Consider the following 16,086-nt stretch of genomic DNA (forward strand, 5'->3'; position numbering starts at 1 on the left):
GTGAAACCCGGGTGCACGCCGTTTTCCCTGCCGCCCGCGGGCAGCCTCCCGCATGTGTTGACGCCCACATCTCCCTGTGGCTAGAATCGCAGTCAGACATCAGACATCTGATATCAAAATCCCCCGAAATGCCGCCAGCCAAAGGAGTCGTTATGTGCGCGCATTCCCCTCATAAAGGTCCCCACGCCACCGCGGGAGGCCAGCGATGAGCTCCCGCACCGCCGCCCCCGCACTCAGCGAACTGGGCGAGACCACCCTCCGCAAGGTCCGTCGGCGGCTGATGCCCCTGATCGTCCTTCTGTACTTCATCGCCTACCTCGACCGGAACAACGTCGGCTTCGCCAAGCTTGGCATGCAGGGCGACATCGGCCTCACCGAGGCTGCCTATGGCCTGGGTGCCGGCATCTTCTTCCTGGGCTACGCCCTGCTGGAAATCCCCAGCAACGGCGGCATGTACCGCTACGGCGCCCGCAAGTGGATTGCCCGCATCCTGATCAGCTGGGGCATCTTCGCCACGGCCATGTTCCTGGTCAACGGCGAAGCCACCTTCTACATCATCCGCTTCCTGCTCGGCGCGGCAGAGGCCGGCTTCTTCCCGGCCATCCTCTTCTACCTGACCCTGTGGTTCCCCGCGGCGCAGCGCGTGACTGTGCTTGGCATCTTCATCCTGGCCCAGCCCATCTCCAACGCCCTCGGTGCTCCCGTCTCCGGCATGCTCCTGAACCTGGAAGGCGTCGCGGGCCTGCACGGCTGGCAGTGGCTCTACATCCTTGAAGGCATCCCCGCCATCATCCTGGGCATCATCACGCCCTTCGTCATGACGGACCGCCCGGAACACGCCAAGTGGCTCAAGCCGGAGGAGCGCGAATGGCTCTCTACGACCATGGCCGCGGAACTGGCGGACAAGCAGAAGTCCGGCAACCACAACTTCCTGGCCGGCCTGAAGGACCCGCGCACCATCGCCTACTCGGCGCTGTACTTTGGCCTGGTCTGCGGCATCTATGGCCTGGGGCTCTGGCTGCCCACCATCGTCAAGGCGCTTGGTACGTTCGACTCCACCCAGGTGGGATTCATCGTCTTCATCCCCTACGCCATCGCAGCCGTGTTCGTCTACTTCTGGAGCAAGCGCTCGGACCGCACCGGCAACCGTGTGTGGCACGCCAGCATGAGCATGGTGCTCGCCGCCGTCGGCCTCCTGGGCGCCGGGTACCTGCTCCCGGTCAATGCCGTGCTGGCCATGGTCTTCCTGACGCTCGCGGCCATGGGGATCTACTCGGCGATCGCACCCTTCCTGGCCATGCCGTCGGCCGCCCTCACCGGCGCTGCGGCCGCAGCGGGCCTTGCCATGGTCAACTCCCTTGGCAACCTGGGCGGCTTCGTGGCCCCCTACATCGTGGGCATCCTCAAGGACGCCACGGGGAACAGCCAGACCGGCCTGGTGTTCCTGGCCGCCTGCCTGGCCGTGACCGCCGCCGCCACCTACCTCTACGCACGCAAGCGGCCCGAAGGTGCCTCCGCCCCCGGAGCCACCGTCCCTGCCCCCGAAACCCACTAGGAGACCCCCATGACCACACAGCACATCTTCCCCGCGGAACGCACCGCCGTCCTGACCGGTGCGGCGTCGGCGCGCGGCATCGGCCGAGCCACGGCTGACCGGCTGGCCAGCGAGGGCTGGTCCATCGCGATCCTGGATATCAATGCCGAGGACGCCCAGGCGGCAGCCGCCGAAATCGGTTCCAGCCGGGCGGTCAAAGCGATCGGCGTGGGAGCCGACGTGTCGGACGAAGCATCCGTGGACCGGGCCATCACGGAGATCGAGCAGGCCCTTCCGCCCATCGTGGGACTGGTCAACCTGGCCGGAATCAGTTCGCCCACCCCCTTCATGGAGACCACCGTGGCGGAATGGGACAAGGTCTTCGCCATCAACATGCGCGGCACGTTCATCGTGTCCCAGCGCGTCCTCAAAGGCATGATCGAACGCGGACTGGGCAGGATCGTCAGCATCTCCTCCATCTCCGCCCAGCGCGGCGGCGGCACCTACTCCAAAGTGGCATACAGTGCCTCCAAAGCAGGAATCCTGGGCTTCACCCGTGCCCTGGCCCGGGAAGTGGGCGAGCACAACATCACCGTGAACGCGATCGCGCCGGGCCCGATCGACACGGACATCATGGGCGGCACGCTGACCGACGAGCGGAAAGCCCAAATGTCGGATGGCATCATGATGGGCCGGGTGGGAACCAGGGAAGAAGTGGGTGCCCTGATCGCCTTCCTCCTGGGCGAGGACGCCGGTTACATCACTGCGGCCACCTACGACATCAACGGCGGCCTGCAGGTCTCCTGACCGCGCAGCCGGGACTGGTGCCGTGCGGCGTGGCGGCCGCACGGCACCGGCGTGGGTGTGCCCGGGGACACCCGGCTCCGCAGCGTTCCCGCCAGTTCACCGGCTATAGGATTTCTACATGGCAACCAAAAACCAGGCCTCGGGCGGCGTCAGCAGGCAGGTCCTCGCCGACCACGTTTACGAGGCGCTCCTGGGTGCCTTGATGGACGGCCGGCTGGAAGCCGGTACCCCCGTCAGCATTGATGGCATGGCCCGGGAACTGGACGTTTCCCCGACCCCGGTCCGTGAGGCGCTCGCGCGGCTGGAAGCCACCGGTATGGTCCGGCGGATGGCCCTGCGCGGATACCGGGTGGCGCCCCTGTTCTCCCCGGAAGAGCTGGCAGACCTGATGGACGCGCGGCTGGTGATCGAACCGGCCAATGCCTTCATGGCCTGCAAACACGCGGACCAGGAACTCACCGGGCGGCTCCAGCAGGCCATCGAGGACCTCAAAGCGGCGCCCCGCGGCCCATCGTTCGCCGAGTTCCGCGCTTATTGGGAAGCGGACGAACGCTTCCACCGCATGATCGCCGAATCGGCGAACAACCAGTTCCTGCTGTCCGCGTACAACGCCCTTGGTGGCCAGGTGCAGCGTTTCCGTTTCTTCGGGGGCCTGGGCGTCACGGACGCCGACTACGCCATTGCCGAGCACACGGAGATCCTGAAAGCCTTTGAAGCCGGCGACGCCGAGCTTGCCCGGCAGAAGATGATCGACCACATCGAAGGCGTCAAGCAGCGCTCGCAACACGACAGCGAAGTGCGAAACTAGCAGCACCGCCCGGCGCTGTCCTGGCGGCCCCGCGGCCCCCGGTCGCCACCTCATGGCCCATTGGCCTCCACAAGACCCCTTGACAATGCCGTCGAACAGCATAGATCCTATAGGAAATGCGATTCATGATCTGGAGTGACAATGCCGTACACCGCTGAAAACTGGCCCATCGCCGCTGCCCTGCTGCAGTTCCCCGGAACCCGGCCGGACGGAACCGCCGTCCAGGACGCCCCTGCCGGAGACTGGCAGCAGGTCTTCCAAGAAGTCGCCGACGCCGGTTTCACCAATGCCGACCTCACCGACAGCTGGGTCCGCCCCGGCGACCTTTCCAGCGCCCGGCTGGACGAGCTGAAAGCCGCTGCCACGGCCGCCGGCCTCGGACTTCCCTCCATCTCGGCCATCCGCCGCAGCGTGATCGAGGAAGGCAACTGGGAAGAAAACCTTGCCTACACCCACCGCACGCTCGACGCCGCAGCACAGCTTGGCTGCGAGGTTGTCTCGATCGGGCTGCACCAGGCCATTACCCCCGAGCAGCGGAAGCAGCTGTGGTTCTGGACCGTCGAGGGCCACAAAGATCCGGTGGGGGACAAGGAAAGCTGGAACAACGCCGTCACCCGTATCCGCGAAGTGGGCAAGCACGCCGCCGAACTTGGCCTCCTGGTGTCGCTGGAGATGTACGAGGACACGTACCTGGGCACCGGCGATTCCTCCGTGCAGCTGGTCCAGGACATCGACCTGCCCAACGTAGGGCTGAACCCGGACCTGGGTAACCTGATCCGCCTGCACCGCCCCATCGAAGACTGGCGGGAGCTGGTGCACAAGACCCTGCCGTACGCCAACTACTGGCACGTCAAGAACTACATCCGCGATGAAAACCAGGCCCGCAACCAGTACGTCGCCATGCCGGCTCCCATGGAATCAGGCCTCATCAGCTACCGCGAGGCGTTCCAGTTCGCCATCTCCGTCGGCTTCCAGGGCATCATCTGCACGGAGCACTACGGCGGCGACGGCCTGAGCGTCACCGCCGCCAACCAGGAGTACCTCCGGCGCCAGGTCCTGCCCAAGCGCGACGGCTATGCCCTGGGCACCAGCCTGGTGGCGCAGGGCCGGCAAACCCCCGCGGCAGTCCCTGCACGCTAGCCGGCCGGCTCCCAACCGATCCAACGGGTTCAACGAGGAATCATGACAAAGATATTTGACGATCCAGCGCAGTTCGCAGACGACGCCCTCGACGGTTTCGTGGCCGCCAACCGCCAGTATGTGGCGCGTGTCGACGGCGGTGTTGTCCGTTCCACCGAAACTCCCGAGAACCAGGTGGCAGTGGTCATCGGTGGCGGCTCCGGCCACTACCCCGCCTTCGCCGGCCTGGTGGGGGCCGGGCTCGCCGCCGGAAGCGCCTGCGGCAACATGTTTGCCTCCCCCTCCGCGGGGCAGGTCTACCGCGTTGCCAAGGCAGCCCAGACCGGCGGCGGCGTCCTCCTCAGCTACGGAAACTATGCCGGCGACGTCCTCCACTTCGGCCAGGCCCAGGACAAGCTGAACGCCGAAGGCATCCAGACCCGGACCGTGCTGGTCACCGACGACATCGCCAGCGCACCGGTCGAAGAAATCGGCAAGCGCCGCGGTATCGCCGGCGACCTCACGGTCTTCAAAATTGCCGGCGCGGCGGCAGAAGCCGGACTGGACCTGGACGAGGTGGAGCGGCTTGCCACCAAGGCGAACCACCACACCCGCTCCTTGGGCGTGGCGTTCGCGGGGTGCACCCTTCCCGGAGCAGCAGAGCCCCTCTTCACCGTTCCCGAAGGCATGATGTCGGTGGGGCTGGGTATCCACGGCGAACCGGGCATCTCCGAGCAGCCGCTTCCCACCGCCAGTGAACTGGCCAAGCTGCTGGTGGACGGCCTGCTGAAGGACAAGCCCGAAACCGCAAGCCAGCGGGTAGTACCCATCCTCAACGGCCTGGGGACCGTCAAGTACGACGAACTCTTCCTGCTGTTCGGCAGGATCGAAGCCCTGCTCACCGAGGCCGGACTGGAGATCGTCGAGCCCGAGTGCGGTGAGCTGGTCACCAGCCTGGACATGTCCGGCCTGTCCCTCACGCTGTTCTGGCTGGACGCCGAGCTGGAGAAGTTCTGGGCCGCCCCCGCTGACACGCCGGCCTTCCGGAAGGGCAACCTGGCACCCCGCCGGGCCCGGGCCGTCGAATCCCTGGCCGAGGCGGCAGCCATCACTTCGCTGGCCGCCACCCCGGCCTCAACCGCCCTGGCAGCCACCGCGGTTGACGCGCTGAAGGAGGCCCGCGCCGTCGTCGTCGAACACGAAGACGCCCTGGGAAAGCTGGACGCCATCGCCGGGGACGGCGACCACGGCATCGGCATGCGGCGCGGCGTGGACGCTGCCGTAGCCGCCGCGGAGCAATCCCACGCCGGCGGCGCCGGCCTGGAGGAAGTCCTTGCGGCGGCAGGGGAGCAGTGGGCCGAGCGGGCCGGCGGTACCTCCGGGGCCCTCTGGGGCGCGGCCGTCACCGCCGTCGGCAGGACGCTGGGCAGCAAGGACGCCTACACGGCCGCCGACGCGACCGCGGCCGTCAACGCCCTCCGCGACGCCATTGTCACCCTGGGCAAGGCGGAAGCCGGGGACAAGACCATGGTGGATGCGCTGCTTCCGTTCGCCGAAACCTTCGCCAAGGCAATAGACGACGGCGGCAGCCTGGCTGCAAGCCTCAGTGCGGCAGCGGAGGCGGCAGCAAAAGCCGCTGATGAGACAGCCGGCCTCAGCCCGAAGAAGGGCAGGGCCCGTCCGCTGGCCGAAAAGAGCCTGGGCCACCCGGACCCCGGTGCTGTGTCCTTTGGCCTCATCGCCCGCAGGGTGGCCGATTACGCCGCCACCATCGAAAGCCACTGAAGGAGAACCGTTATGACTGAGCAATCCCCAACCGGCTGGCGCATCGTCGTCGGCAATGACGAAGCAGGCGTGGAATACAAGAACGCCCTGCGGGAACTGCTGGAGGCTGACCCCCGGGTTGCTTCCGTGGAGGATGTGGGAGTCGGCGCCGACGACACCACCGCCTACCCCCACCTGGCCGTCGCCGCCGCCCGCAAGGTGGCGGCCGGCGAAGCGGACCGTGCCCTCCTGATCTGCGGAACCGGCCTGGGCGTCGCCATCTCAGCCAACAAGGTACCGGGCATCCGGGCCGTGACGGCCCACGACAGCTACTCCGTGGAGCGGTCTGTGCTCTCCAACAACGCGCAGGTGCTGACCCTGGGCCAGCGCGTCATCGGCCTGGAACTGGCCAAGAAGCTGGTGGGCGAGTGGCTCAACTACCGCTTCGATGAAAACTCCGCATCCGCGGCCAAAGTAGACGCCATCTGCTCCTATGAGGGCGCGTCGGAAGGACTTGAAACCACATGAGCATCCGTAATATCGCAGTCGTCGGTTCCGGCTACATGGGCGGCGGAATCGCCCAGGTCCTGGCCCTTGCGGGGGCCCGCGTGGCGCTCGCCGACGTCTCCGCCGAGATCGCCCAGGGCAACTACGAGCGCCTGCTGAAGGAATCCGACGAATTCGTGGCTGCCGGTCTTTTCCCGGCCAACGCCACGGACCTGCTGAAGGAAAACCTCTGGGCAGCCAAGGACATCGAGGAGGCGGTGGCGGACGCCGAATACATCGAGGAGGCCGTGCCGGAAGTCCTCGAGATCAAGCACGCCACCCTGGGCCGGATCAGCGCCGCCGCGCGCCCGGACGCCATCATTGGCTCCAACACCTCCACTATTTCCATTGCCAAGCTGGCCGAAGTGGTGGAGAACCCGGAGCGCTTCCTGGGCGTCCACTTCTCCAACCCGGCACCGTTCATCCCCGGCGTGGAAGTCATTCCGCACGAGGGGACCTCCGAGGCGACCGTGCAGGCCGCCCGCACCATCGTGGGGGAGACCGGCAAGGAAACGGCTACCGTCAAGGATGTCACCGGCTTCGTGCTGAACCGGCTCCAGTACGCCCTCTTCCACGAAGCCGCCCAGGTGGTGGAGGAAGGCATCGCCACGGCCGAGGACGTGGACACGCTGGTCCGTACCACCTTCGGCTTCCGGCTGCCGTTCTTCGGTCCCTTCGCCATCGCAGACATGGCCGGCCTGGACGTCTACGCGTTCTGCTACAAGTCGCTGCAGACCGGCTTCCCGGAGCGGTTCGCCACCCCGCAGATCCTGCAGGAAAAGGTCGACGCCGGCCAGCTGGGCACCAAGACCGGCTCCGGCTTCCTCGACGTCCCGGCTGAGCGCACCGCAGCTTTGGTTGCCTACCGGAACAAGGCCTACGTCGCCATGCAGAAGCTCATCGAGGACCTGGGCCCGGCCCCGCTGTCCTAGCCCCTCCCTGAACCAGAAGGAACATTCCATGACAGTTTTCCCCGCAGACCGCACCGTGATTGTTACCGGCGCAGTCTCTGAACGCGGCATCGGCCGCGCCACGGCCGTCTACCTCGCCGAACGCGGCTGGAACATCGGCGTGATCGACCTTGACGACGCCGCCAGCAAGAGCCTGGCCAAGGAACTGGCCGAAAAGCACGGTGTCAAGGCCCACGGCGCCGGCGCCAACATCGGCGACGAAGCCTCGGTCCGCGCCGCCATCGACGAGATCGAGGCCGAGCTTCCGCAGCTGGTTGCGCTGGCGAACATCGCGGGCGTCAGCTCCCCGGTCCCCTACCTCGAGCTCGACGCCGGCGAATGGGATCGGGTGCTCAACATCAACATGAACGGCGTGCACTACGCGACCCGCCGGGCCGCCGAATCGATGGTGAAGAACCGGCTGGGCCGGATCGTGAATATCTCCTCGGTCTCCGCCCAGCGCGGCGGCGGCACGTTCAGCAAGACCCCGTACTCCGTAGCGAAGGCCGGCGTGATCGGTCTTACCCGCGCCACCGCCCGCGAACTGGGTGAGTACGACATCACGGTCAACGCGATTTCGCCCGGTCCGATCGACACCGACATCATGGGCGGCACCCTCAGCGAGGAACGCAAGGATGAACTGGTCAGGGACCTCGTGGTGAACCGGGTAGGCACCACACGGGATGTTGCGGCAGCCATCTCCTTCCTGATCGGTGAGGACGCCGGGTACATCTCCGGCCAGACGCTGAACGTGGACGGCGGCCTGTACATGCACTGACGGCACCGTGCCGCCACCACCAAGCCCTGCGGGCCGCCGGCCCGCAGGCCCATCACCGCCACCCACTCGAAGGAGAGTGCTGTGTCTGAAACCACCGCAACATCAAAGGAACTCCTGGCCCGGCCGGTCCTGAAATCGGCAATCTTGAAGGCGGCGCGCCGGCTCATGCCGATGCTGGTCATCCTCTACGTCGTCTCATTCCTGGACAGAACCAACGTCGGTTTCGCCGAGGCCGCGCTGGGCGCGGACAAGGGGGTGTCCGCCGCAGCCTTTGCCCTGGGCGCCGGCATCTTCTTCATCGGCTACGCGATCTTCGAGATTCCCAGCAACCTGCTGCTCAAGAAGGTCGGTGCCAAGGTCTGGCTGGCACGCATCGCCATCACCTGGGGCATCGTCTCGGCATGCTTCGCCTTCGTCCAGGGCGAAACCTCGTTCGTGATCCTGCGCTTCCTCCTCGGCGTCACCGAGGCGGGCCTGTTTCCCGGCGTGATCATGTACCTGGCCGAATGGTTCCCGAACAAGGTCCGCGTGCAGATGTTCGCCATCTTCTACCTGGCCCAGCCCTTCTCCCAGATGATCGGCAACCCGCTCTCAGGCTGGCTCATCAACATCGGCGACCAGGTCCCCGGACTGCGCGGCTGGCAGGTCATGTTCTTCGTCGAAGGCATGCTGGCCGTCCTGGCCGGCATCGCGGCGTTCTTTTTCCTGATCAATGGTCCGGAGAAAGCCAAGTTCCTCAGCAGCGAAGAAAAGTATGCGCTGAAGGAAGTCATGGCCCTGGAGGACACCATCAAGGACGAGCATGGCCCCCGCGGCATCCTCGCCGCCCTGCGCAACGGCCGCATCTGGTACTTCACCGTGATCTATTTCTGCCTGCAGGTCGCGGTCTATGGTGTGACCTTCTTCCTGCCGCAGCAGGTGTCCTCCCTCACCGGGCAGAAGGTGGGACTCGCCGTCGGCCTGCTGATCGCCGTGCCATGGTTCTTCGGCATCTTCTCCTGCTACTTCATCGGCAAGGCCGCGGACACGGTGGCGAAGCGGCGGAAGTTCGGCACCATCCTGTTCATCTCCACCGGACTGTGCATCTTCGGCTCAGCCTGGGCGGGGACCAACCACCAGCCGGTCCTGGGCATGGTCTTCATTACCCTGGCAGTCTGCAGCTTCCTTGCCGTTGGCCCCGTGGTGTGGTCGTACCCCGCCGCGTTCCTCGCCGGGTCTGCTGCCGCGGCAGGCATCGGGTTGATCAACTCCCTCGGCAACCTGGGCGGCTTCGTGGCACCCATCCTGCGGACCGCAGTCAATGAGGCCACCCAGTCGCCAACGGGCTCCATGGGCGTCTATGCCCTGGGCGTCCTGCCGTTTGTGGCGGCCGCAATGATGTTCGCCACGAGACGGTTCAAGAACAAGGCCGACGACCTGCTCGACTGAGCGCACCACACCATCCACGCAAGGAAACCATGAGCACCTCCGGCAGCAGCACAGGCAACGGCCCCCTCTACATCGGTGTCAGCACCAAGATGTACCTGGGCTACCAGGAAAGCCTGCGCTGGCTGTCGGAGGTGCGTTCCATCGTGGATGACAGGCCCGGGCTGGGCACGGATTCCGCCGCGGAGTCCCCGGTCCGGGTCTTCGTCATTCCATCTTTCCCGGTCCTGGAGCCCGCCGCGCGGATCCTGGCGGGGTCGCCGGTACTCCTTGGAGCGCAGAACTGCGCCTGGGGCGACGGGCCGCTGACCGGTGAAGTCAGCCCCGGCATGCTGGCCGAGCTCGGCGTCTCACTTGTCGAGATCGGCCACGCAGAACGCCGCCGGCTGTTCGCCGAGGACGACGCCGTCGTGGCCCGCAAGGTGCGTGCCGTCGTCGGCCATTCCCTCACCCCGCTGCTGTGCATCGGGGAACCGGACAGGCTCGACGCCGGTGCTGCCGTGGACTTCTGCGTGCGGCAGGTCCGGGCCGCGACGGGCGGCGACACGGACCTGCTGCCCCGCCTGGTCCTAGCCTACGAACCTGTTTGGGCCATCGGCGCCGACGAGCCCGCCGCCCCGCACCACGTCAACGCCGTCCTCGGGCTCATCCGGGAGGCCCTGGGCCCGGGCTGCCCCGTGATGTACGGCGGCAGTGCCGGCCCTGGACTGTTGCCGCAGCTGGGAGCCGCGGACGGACTCTTCCTGGGCCGGTTCGCCCACGACCCCGCGAACCTGGGCCGCGTCCTGGATGAGGCGGTGCTTTTGCGTCAGGCGGGAGCCGTTGCCCCGGCCAGCAATTCTTCCAGCCGCTCGTAACCCTCGGACAGGCCGCCCTCCATGCCGGACTGGGCCATGCCGTCGCGCGCTTCCTGGCTGGGGTAGACGGAATGTCCCCGCAGTCGGGTCCTTCCGTTGCCGAGGTCCTCGAACGTCATGAACTCCAGGCTGACCACATCCGGATATCCGCCGAACTCGAAGGTCTGGATGGCGAATTCGTTCTCGCGGACCGTGTGGAAAATGCCCTTGAACTCGTAGGCGACACCGTCGCGTCCGGTGTGCAGGTAGCTGTAGCTGCCGCCGGTGCGGAAGTCGTAGTGGTCAATGTCCATCTTCATGCCCCGCGGGCCCAGCCACTGGACAATGAGGTCCGGTTCTTTGTGGGCGCGGAACACGTCCGCGACCGGAAAATCGAACTCGCGCTCGTAATCGATGAAGGGGACGCCCTCGGGAACGCTGAGTTTCAGGGAATTGCTCATCTTGACTCCTGGGTGGATTGGTCGACACTGTGGTGGCCGCCGCTGTGGGCAGTGCTTGTTCGAAGAACGGCGTCGAGGCTCCGGAACTGGCCTTCGCGGATCAACCGGTATTGGTCAATCCATGCGGTCAGCGCCTCAAGCCGGGCCGGGTTCAGGTGCACGGGCCGGCGCTGTGCGTCCCTGGTCCGGGTCACCAGTTCCGCCTGCTCGAGTACCTGGATGTGTTTCGAGACCGCCTGCTTGGAGATCTCGAACGGTTCCGCCAATTCGTTCACTGTTGCCGGGCCCCTGCTGAGCCGGGCGATGAGGCGCCTCCGCACGGGATCTGCCAGGGCCATGAAGGCCACGTCCAGGGCCGCGTCATCGGAGATCAACATCATTTCCTTTAATCAACTTTTTTGTTTATCAACCTTGCGGTTGATTAATTGTAGGCACCATCGCGGGTTCCCCGCAAGGGTTTGTTCCCTTGTTGCATCACTTGTTAGTATGTCAGGACAAAGCAAACGAAGGAGAATGAGCATGCCGCTGGTCCGCATTGACGTCAACGAAGGCCGCACCGCCGAAGAATTGCAGGCGCTGAGCCGAGGGATCCATGAAGCAATCCTGGCCGAGTATGGCATTCCGGAGCGGGACTACTTCCACATCCTGACGGAACACCCCCAGGGCCGGATCATTGCCCAGGATGCGGGCCTCGGATTCGAGCGCACCGGGGGTGTGGTGATGATCCAGATCTTCACCCAGGCGGGCCGGTCGCAGGAGGCCAAGCAGGGGCTTTTCGCGGCCGTGGCGGAAAAGCTCGCCGGACTGGGGGTCGCCGGCGAGGATGTCTTCATCGGCTATGTGGAAAATGGCGCCGGTGACTGGTCGTTCGGTTTCGGCCGCGCGCAGTACGCTACCGGCGAGCTGGCGGTCCCCAAACACTGACTGCCGGCCTCTACCGGTCGCGGGTACCGGGTCTGCTGGTGGTTGTAAGTATGTCAGAACAAACTTTTGACAGGACATTCGATCTACGGCAAAGTAGTGCCTGTGGCCCACGCCACGGCCTGCCAGTCCCGGAACTCCTGCCCCTCAAAGGGCCCGGGTTCCACACCAGAAAGGTCCGCGATCACCGTGACCCACGAGCTTCTTACGATCGGGCGCATCAGCGTTGATATCTACCCGAACGACATCGGGGTTGGCTTGGAGGACGTTAATTCCTTCGGCAAGTACTTGGGTGGTTCACCGTCCAACGTTGCTGTTGCCGCCGCCCGCCATGGCCGCCGCACTGCCGTCATTACCCGTACCGGGGATGACCCGTTCGGTGTTTACCTGCACCGCGAGCTGCGCAAGTTCAACGTCGATGACACCTTCGTGACCCCGGTGAAGGACTTGCCCACGGCGGTAACCTTCTGCGCGATCAAGCCGGCAACCGATGAGTTCCCGCTGTATTTCTACGGCCGGTTCCCTACCGCGCCGGACCTGCAGATCAATGCTGAAGAGCTGGACCTGGACGCCATCCGCCAGGCAGGGATCTTCTGGTCCACCGTGACGGGCCTGTGCCAGGAGCCCTCCCGGTCAGCGCACATCGCAGCCCACGAGGCGCGCCCCCGCACCCGCTTGGCTGAAGGTCAGTTCACCATCCTTGACCTGGATTACCGGCCCATGTTCTGGCCATCCGAGGAAGAGGCACGGGCCGAGGTCGCCAAAGTCCTGCCGTATGTCACGGTCGCTATCGGCAACGACAAGGAGTGCGCCGTCGCCGTGGGGGAGGGGACTCCTGATGAGCAGGCGGACCGCCTGCTGGCTGCGGGCGTGGAGATCGCCGTCGTCAAGCTCGGCGCCGAAGGCGTGATGGCGAAGACCCGCACCGAGCGGGTGGTGTCCGCTCCCGTTCCGGTGGAGACGCTGAACGGCCTGGGTGCCGGCGACTCGTTTGGCGGCGCGTTTTGCCATGGGCTCCTCTCCGGCTGGCCGTTGGCCCAGGTCCTGGACTACGCCAACGCCGCAGGTGCGATCGTCGCCTCCCGGCTCTCCTGCGCAGATGCCATGCCGACGCCGGAGGAGGTCACTTCGCTGCTGGCCGAACGCGGCCGGCCGGTCCCCGGCGACGGTGCCGCCGCGCAGCTTGCCACCGAAGGAGCAGCACTGTGACCCTCACCCCGATGGCTTCCAACCGCACCCTGGATGATGATCCGCGCCGCTATGAGCACCTGAGCACCATCCGCCTTGAGGACCCGGAGGCTGTGGCCCGCGCCGCGAAGTCCCGCCGCCGCCACCCGGGCCTGAAGTCCGGACGACAGAACTTCATCGTCGCGGCCGACCACCCGGCCCGCGGCGCCCTTGCCGTCGGTGCGGATCCGGTGGCCATGGCAGACCGCCGCCAACTCCTGGATCGGCTCCAGATCGCGTTGGCCAACCCCGCCGTCGACGGTGTCCTGGCCTCCCCGGACATCATGGACGACCTCCTGCTGCTGGGTGCCCTGGACGGGAAGCTCGTGTTCGGCTCGATGAACCGTGGCGGCCTGGCCGGGCTGGTCAACGAGATCGATGACCGGTTCACCGGCCACACGGCCGCGGCGCTGGAGGCCCTTGGTGCCGACGGCGGGAAGATGCTGACCCGGATCTGCCTGGGCGACCCGGATACGGTCGCCACCCTGGAGGCGACCGCCCACGCGATCGATTCGCTGGCCGAACGGAAACTGATCGCCATGGTGGAGCCCTTCCTCTCGGTCCGCGAAAACGGCCGCGTCCGCAACGACCTGTCCACCAATGCGGTGATCAAGTCCATTGCGATCGCCGAAGGCCTGGGTTCAACCAGCGCCTACACCTGGATGAAGCTGCCGGTGGTGGCGGAGATGGAACGCGTCATGGCGGCCACCACCATGCCCACGGTACTCCTGGGCGGTGACCCGGACGGCACCCAGGATGAGGTCTTCGCCACCTGGGAAGCAGCGCTGGCGCTTCCCGGCGTCCAAGGCCTCACGGTGGGCCGCACCCTTCTCTATCCCGCAGACGGGGACGTCGCCGGCGCCGTCGCCACCGCCGCCTCGCTGCTGCACCACACCACGGAAGCATCGGAGTAGTCCCCATGGGCACCACAGGAACACGCAGGATGACGGTGGCCCAGGCCGTCGTCGAATACCTGTCCAAGCAGTACACCGTTGACAACGTTGGCGGCGTGGACTACCGGGAGCGGCTCATTCCGGGCACCTTCGGTATCTTCGGCCACGGCAACGTTGCCGGCGTTGGCCAGGCGCTGAAGCAATACCAGCAGCAGGACCCGTCCCTGATGCCCTACCACCAGGGCCGGAACGAGCAGGCCCAGGTCCACCAGGCCGTCGGCTACGCCCGGCACACCCGCCGCCGCCAGACGTTCGCCATCAGCACCTCGATTGGCCCGGGGTCCTCGAACCTGCTGACCGGCGCCGCCTTGGCCACCACCAACCGTTTGCCGGTCCTGCTGCTGCCGTCTGACACGTTCGCCACCAGGGTCGCGGATCCGGTGCTGCAGCAGCTCGAACAGCCGTACGCCTATGACCTCTCGGTCAACGACGCGTTCCGGCCGCTGTCCAAGTTCTTCGACCGGGTCTCCCGGCCGGAGCAGCTGTTCTCCGCGTTCCACCACGGGCTGCGGGTCCTGACCGACCCGGCCGAAACCGGGGCGGTGACTATTTCGCTGCCGCAGGATGTCCAGGCCGAGGCGCTCGACGTCCCGGAGGAATTCCTGGCCGAGCGGGAATGGCGGATCCGCCGCCCCGAGGCCGAGGACGACGACATCGCCCGCGCCGCGGCGGCGATCCGTGCCGCCAAGCGCCCGCTGGTCATCGCCGGCGGCGGCGTCCTCTACGCGTACGCCAACGACGAACTGGCAAAATTCGCCGAGCTGACCGGGATCCCGGTGGGCAACACGCAGGCCGGCGTCGGCGTCTTGCCGTGGGACCACAAGCACTCCCTCGGAGCGATCGGCTCCACCGGCACCACCGCGGCGAACGCCATTGCCGCAGAAGCGGACCTGATCATTGGCATCGGCACGCGCTACGAGGACTTCACCACCGCGTCACGGACCGCGTTCCAGAATCCCGACGTGAAGTTCATCAACATTAACGTCGCCCCGCTCGATGCCTACAAGCACGGCACCAGCCTTCCGATCGTCGCGGACGCCCGCAAGGCGCTGGTGAAGCTGAACGCGGCCCTGGGCGGCTACCGTACCGGCGCAGACCTGGCGGAAAAGGTCGCGGCGGAGAAGAAGCGTTGGGACGCCACCGTGGATCAGGCGTTCGACACCCGGTACACCCCGCTGCCGGCGCAGAACGAAATCATCGGCGCCACCAACCGGGCCATGGAGGCGGCGGATGTGGTGATCTGCGCTGCAGGGTCGCTGCCCGGCGATCTGCACAAGATGTGGCGCGTCCGCGACCCGTTCGGCTACCACGTCGAATACGCCTACTCCTGCATGGGCTACGAAATTCCCGGCGGCCTCGGGGTCAAGCGGGCAGTGCTCGCCGAAGCGGCGCGTGCGACGGCGGCAGGCGGGGACCGCGCGGACGTACGGGACGTCGTCGTCATGGTGGGCGATGGCTCCTACCTGATGATGCACACCGAACTGGTCACCGCGGTCGCCGAACGCATCAAACTGATCGTGGTCCTGATCCAGAACCATGGATACGCCTCCATCGGCTCCCTGTCCGAATCCCTGGGCTCGCAGCGCTTCGGCACCCGCTACCGGGCCCTGGACGAGGAGCAGCACAGCTTCGACACCGGCGAGACCCTGCCGGTGGACCTTGCACTGAACGCCGAATCCCTGGGCGTGAAGGTCATCCGGATCGAACCCGGGGAGAAGGTGATCGCCGAACTGGAGCAGGCCATCCGCGATGCCAAAGCCGCCCCCGAGGGCAGCGGGCCCATCCTGATCCATGTCGAGTCCGATCCGCTCCTGGACGCACCATCCTCCGAGTCCTGGTGGGACGTTCCGGTCGCGCAGGTTTCCGAACTGGACTCCACCACGCAGGCCTACGGGGCCTACGCCGACCACAAGTCACGCCAGCGCAAACTGCTCGGCTGACCCACTTTCCCCTACTC

General features: G+C 66.3%; 16 protein-coding genes. 14 read left to right on the forward strand and 2 right to left on the reverse strand.

What is annotated here, in order from left to right:
• Positions 1 to 205 precede the first annotated feature (205 nt).
• The 10 genes from QRM96_RS03870 to QRM96_RS03915 all read left to right on the forward strand — a co-directional run bounded on the left by QRM96_RS03870 (position 206) and on the right by QRM96_RS03915 (position 10,588).
• Positions 206 to 1,555 (forward strand): MFS transporter, encoded by a 1,350-nt coding sequence (locus QRM96_RS03870; RefSeq protein ID WP_285318450.1) that lies wholly within the window; start codon positions 206 to 208, stop codon positions 1,553 to 1,555.
• 9 nt (positions 1,556 to 1,564) lie between these two features.
• Positions 1,565 to 2,341 carry an SDR family NAD(P)-dependent oxidoreductase gene (locus tag QRM96_RS03875; RefSeq protein ID WP_285318451.1) on the forward strand — a complete coding sequence of 259 codons (777 nt, stop codon included), beginning with the start codon at positions 1,565 to 1,567 and terminating at the stop codon, positions 2,339 to 2,341.
• Positions 2,342 to 2,459: 118 nt separating this feature from the next.
• Positions 2,460 to 3,149: a GntR family transcriptional regulator gene (locus tag QRM96_RS03880; RefSeq protein WP_109863842.1), complete on the forward strand. Its 690-nt coding sequence runs from the start codon at positions 2,460 to 2,462 to the stop codon at positions 3,147 to 3,149.
• A gap of 141 nt (positions 3,150 to 3,290) precedes the next feature.
• A complete protein-coding gene (locus QRM96_RS03885; protein ID WP_109863841.1) occupies positions 3,291 to 4,289 on the forward strand; it encodes a sugar phosphate isomerase/epimerase family protein in 999 nt (332 codons plus the stop codon).
• Between the two features lie 42 nt (positions 4,290 to 4,331).
• Positions 4,332 to 6,053, forward strand: coding sequence for a dihydroxyacetone kinase family protein (locus QRM96_RS03890; protein WP_109863840.1), 1,722 nt, complete (start codon positions 4,332 to 4,334; stop codon positions 6,051 to 6,053).
• A 12-nt stretch (positions 6,054 to 6,065) separates the two neighbouring features.
• Entirely contained in the window at positions 6,066 to 6,560 is a 495-nt protein-coding gene (locus QRM96_RS03895) for a ribose-5-phosphate isomerase (RefSeq protein ID WP_018762183.1), read from the forward strand.
• Positions 6,557 to 7,510, forward strand: coding sequence for a 3-hydroxyacyl-CoA dehydrogenase family protein (locus QRM96_RS03900; protein WP_175317639.1), 954 nt, complete (start codon positions 6,557 to 6,559; stop codon positions 7,508 to 7,510). The genes QRM96_RS03895 and QRM96_RS03900 overlap by 4 nt, the downstream gene beginning before the upstream one ends.
• Positions 7,511 to 7,538: 28 nt before the next feature.
• Entirely contained in the window at positions 7,539 to 8,306 is a 768-nt protein-coding gene (locus QRM96_RS03905; protein WP_018762185.1) for an SDR family NAD(P)-dependent oxidoreductase, read from the forward strand.
• 81 nt (positions 8,307 to 8,387) lie between these two features.
• Positions 8,388 to 9,734, forward strand: coding sequence for an MFS transporter (locus QRM96_RS03910; protein ID WP_285318454.1), 1,347 nt, complete (start codon positions 8,388 to 8,390; stop codon positions 9,732 to 9,734).
• 29 nt (positions 9,735 to 9,763) lie between these two features.
• The gene (locus tag QRM96_RS03915) at positions 9,764 to 10,588 is read left to right on the forward strand and encodes a triose-phosphate isomerase family protein (RefSeq protein WP_285318455.1); all 825 of its coding nucleotides are present in this window, start codon (positions 9,764 to 9,766) and stop codon (positions 10,586 to 10,588) included.
• Here the strand turns inward: QRM96_RS03915 and QRM96_RS03920 are convergent.
• Positions 10,540 to 11,028 (reverse strand): SRPBCC family protein, encoded by a 489-nt coding sequence (locus QRM96_RS03920; RefSeq protein ID WP_018762188.1) that lies wholly within the window; start codon positions 11,026 to 11,028, stop codon positions 10,540 to 10,542. The genes QRM96_RS03915 and QRM96_RS03920 overlap by 49 nt on opposite strands.
• On the reverse strand, positions 11,025 to 11,405 hold the full coding sequence (locus QRM96_RS03925; protein ID WP_285318568.1) for an ArsR/SmtB family transcription factor: 381 nt from the start codon (positions 11,403 to 11,405) through the stop codon (positions 11,025 to 11,027). The genes QRM96_RS03920 and QRM96_RS03925 overlap by 4 nt, the downstream gene beginning before the upstream one ends.
• Positions 11,406 to 11,547: 142 nt before the next feature.
• On the opposite strand from QRM96_RS03925, the gene QRM96_RS03930 reads away from it, so the two are divergent.
• From QRM96_RS03930 to iolD, 4 genes are all read left to right on the forward strand, one after another.
• Entirely contained in the window at positions 11,548 to 11,952 is a 405-nt protein-coding gene (locus QRM96_RS03930) for a tautomerase family protein (protein WP_285318456.1), read from the forward strand.
• Positions 11,953 to 12,138: 186 nt separating this feature from the next.
• Entirely contained in the window at positions 12,139 to 13,158 is a 1,020-nt protein-coding gene (gene iolC / locus QRM96_RS03935; protein WP_285318458.1) for a 5-dehydro-2-deoxygluconokinase, read from the forward strand.
• Positions 13,159 to 13,169: 11 nt separating this feature from the next.
• A complete protein-coding gene (locus QRM96_RS03940; protein WP_166651750.1) occupies positions 13,170 to 14,090 on the forward strand; it encodes a Cgl0159 family (beta/alpha)8-fold protein in 921 nt (306 codons plus the stop codon).
• 29 nt (positions 14,091 to 14,119) lie between these two features.
• Entirely contained in the window at positions 14,120 to 16,069 is a 1,950-nt protein-coding gene (gene iolD, locus QRM96_RS03945; RefSeq protein ID WP_502934875.1) for a 3D-(3,5/4)-trihydroxycyclohexane-1,2-dione acylhydrolase (decyclizing), read from the forward strand.
• The last annotated feature ends 17 nt before the right edge of the window (positions 16,070 to 16,086 follow it).

The organism is Pseudarthrobacter sp. lyk4-40-TYG-27 (assembly GCF_030209295.1).
Classification (GTDB): domain Bacteria; phylum Actinomycetota; class Actinomycetes; order Actinomycetales; family Micrococcaceae; genus Arthrobacter.

Coding starts and splice junctions, on each gene's coding strand:
- QRM96_RS03870 (WP_285318450.1), top strand. CDS start 206: ATGAGCTCCCGCACCGCCGCCCCCGCACTCAGCGAACTGGGCGAGACC.
- QRM96_RS03875 (WP_285318451.1), top strand. CDS start 1,565: ATGACCACACAGCACATCTTCCCCGCGGAACGCACCGCCGTCCTGACC.
- QRM96_RS03880 (WP_109863842.1), top strand. CDS start 2,460: ATGGCAACCAAAAACCAGGCCTCGGGCGGCGTCAGCAGGCAGGTCCTC.
- QRM96_RS03885 (WP_109863841.1), top strand. CDS start 3,291: ATGCCGTACACCGCTGAAAACTGGCCCATCGCCGCTGCCCTGCTGCAG.
- QRM96_RS03890 (WP_109863840.1), top strand. CDS start 4,332: ATGACAAAGATATTTGACGATCCAGCGCAGTTCGCAGACGACGCCCTC.
- QRM96_RS03895 (WP_018762183.1), top strand. CDS start 6,066: ATGACTGAGCAATCCCCAACCGGCTGGCGCATCGTCGTCGGCAATGAC.
- QRM96_RS03900 (WP_175317639.1), top strand. CDS start 6,557: ATGAGCATCCGTAATATCGCAGTCGTCGGTTCCGGCTACATGGGCGGC.
- QRM96_RS03905 (WP_018762185.1), top strand. CDS start 7,539: ATGACAGTTTTCCCCGCAGACCGCACCGTGATTGTTACCGGCGCAGTC.
- QRM96_RS03915 (WP_285318455.1), top strand. CDS start 9,764: ATGAGCACCTCCGGCAGCAGCACAGGCAACGGCCCCCTCTACATCGGT.
- QRM96_RS03920 (WP_018762188.1), bottom strand. CDS start 11,028: ATGAGCAATTCCCTGAAACTCAGCGTTCCCGAGGGCGTCCCCTTCATC.
- QRM96_RS03925 (WP_285318568.1), bottom strand. CDS start 11,405: ATGTTGATCTCCGATGACGCGGCCCTGGACGTGGCCTTCATGGCCCTG.
- QRM96_RS03930 (WP_285318456.1), top strand. CDS start 11,548: ATGCCGCTGGTCCGCATTGACGTCAACGAAGGCCGCACCGCCGAAGAA.
- QRM96_RS03940 (WP_166651750.1), top strand. CDS start 13,170: ATGGCTTCCAACCGCACCCTGGATGATGATCCGCGCCGCTATGAGCAC.
- iolD (WP_502934875.1), top strand. CDS start 14,120: ATGACGGTGGCCCAGGCCGTCGTCGAATACCTGTCCAAGCAGTACACC.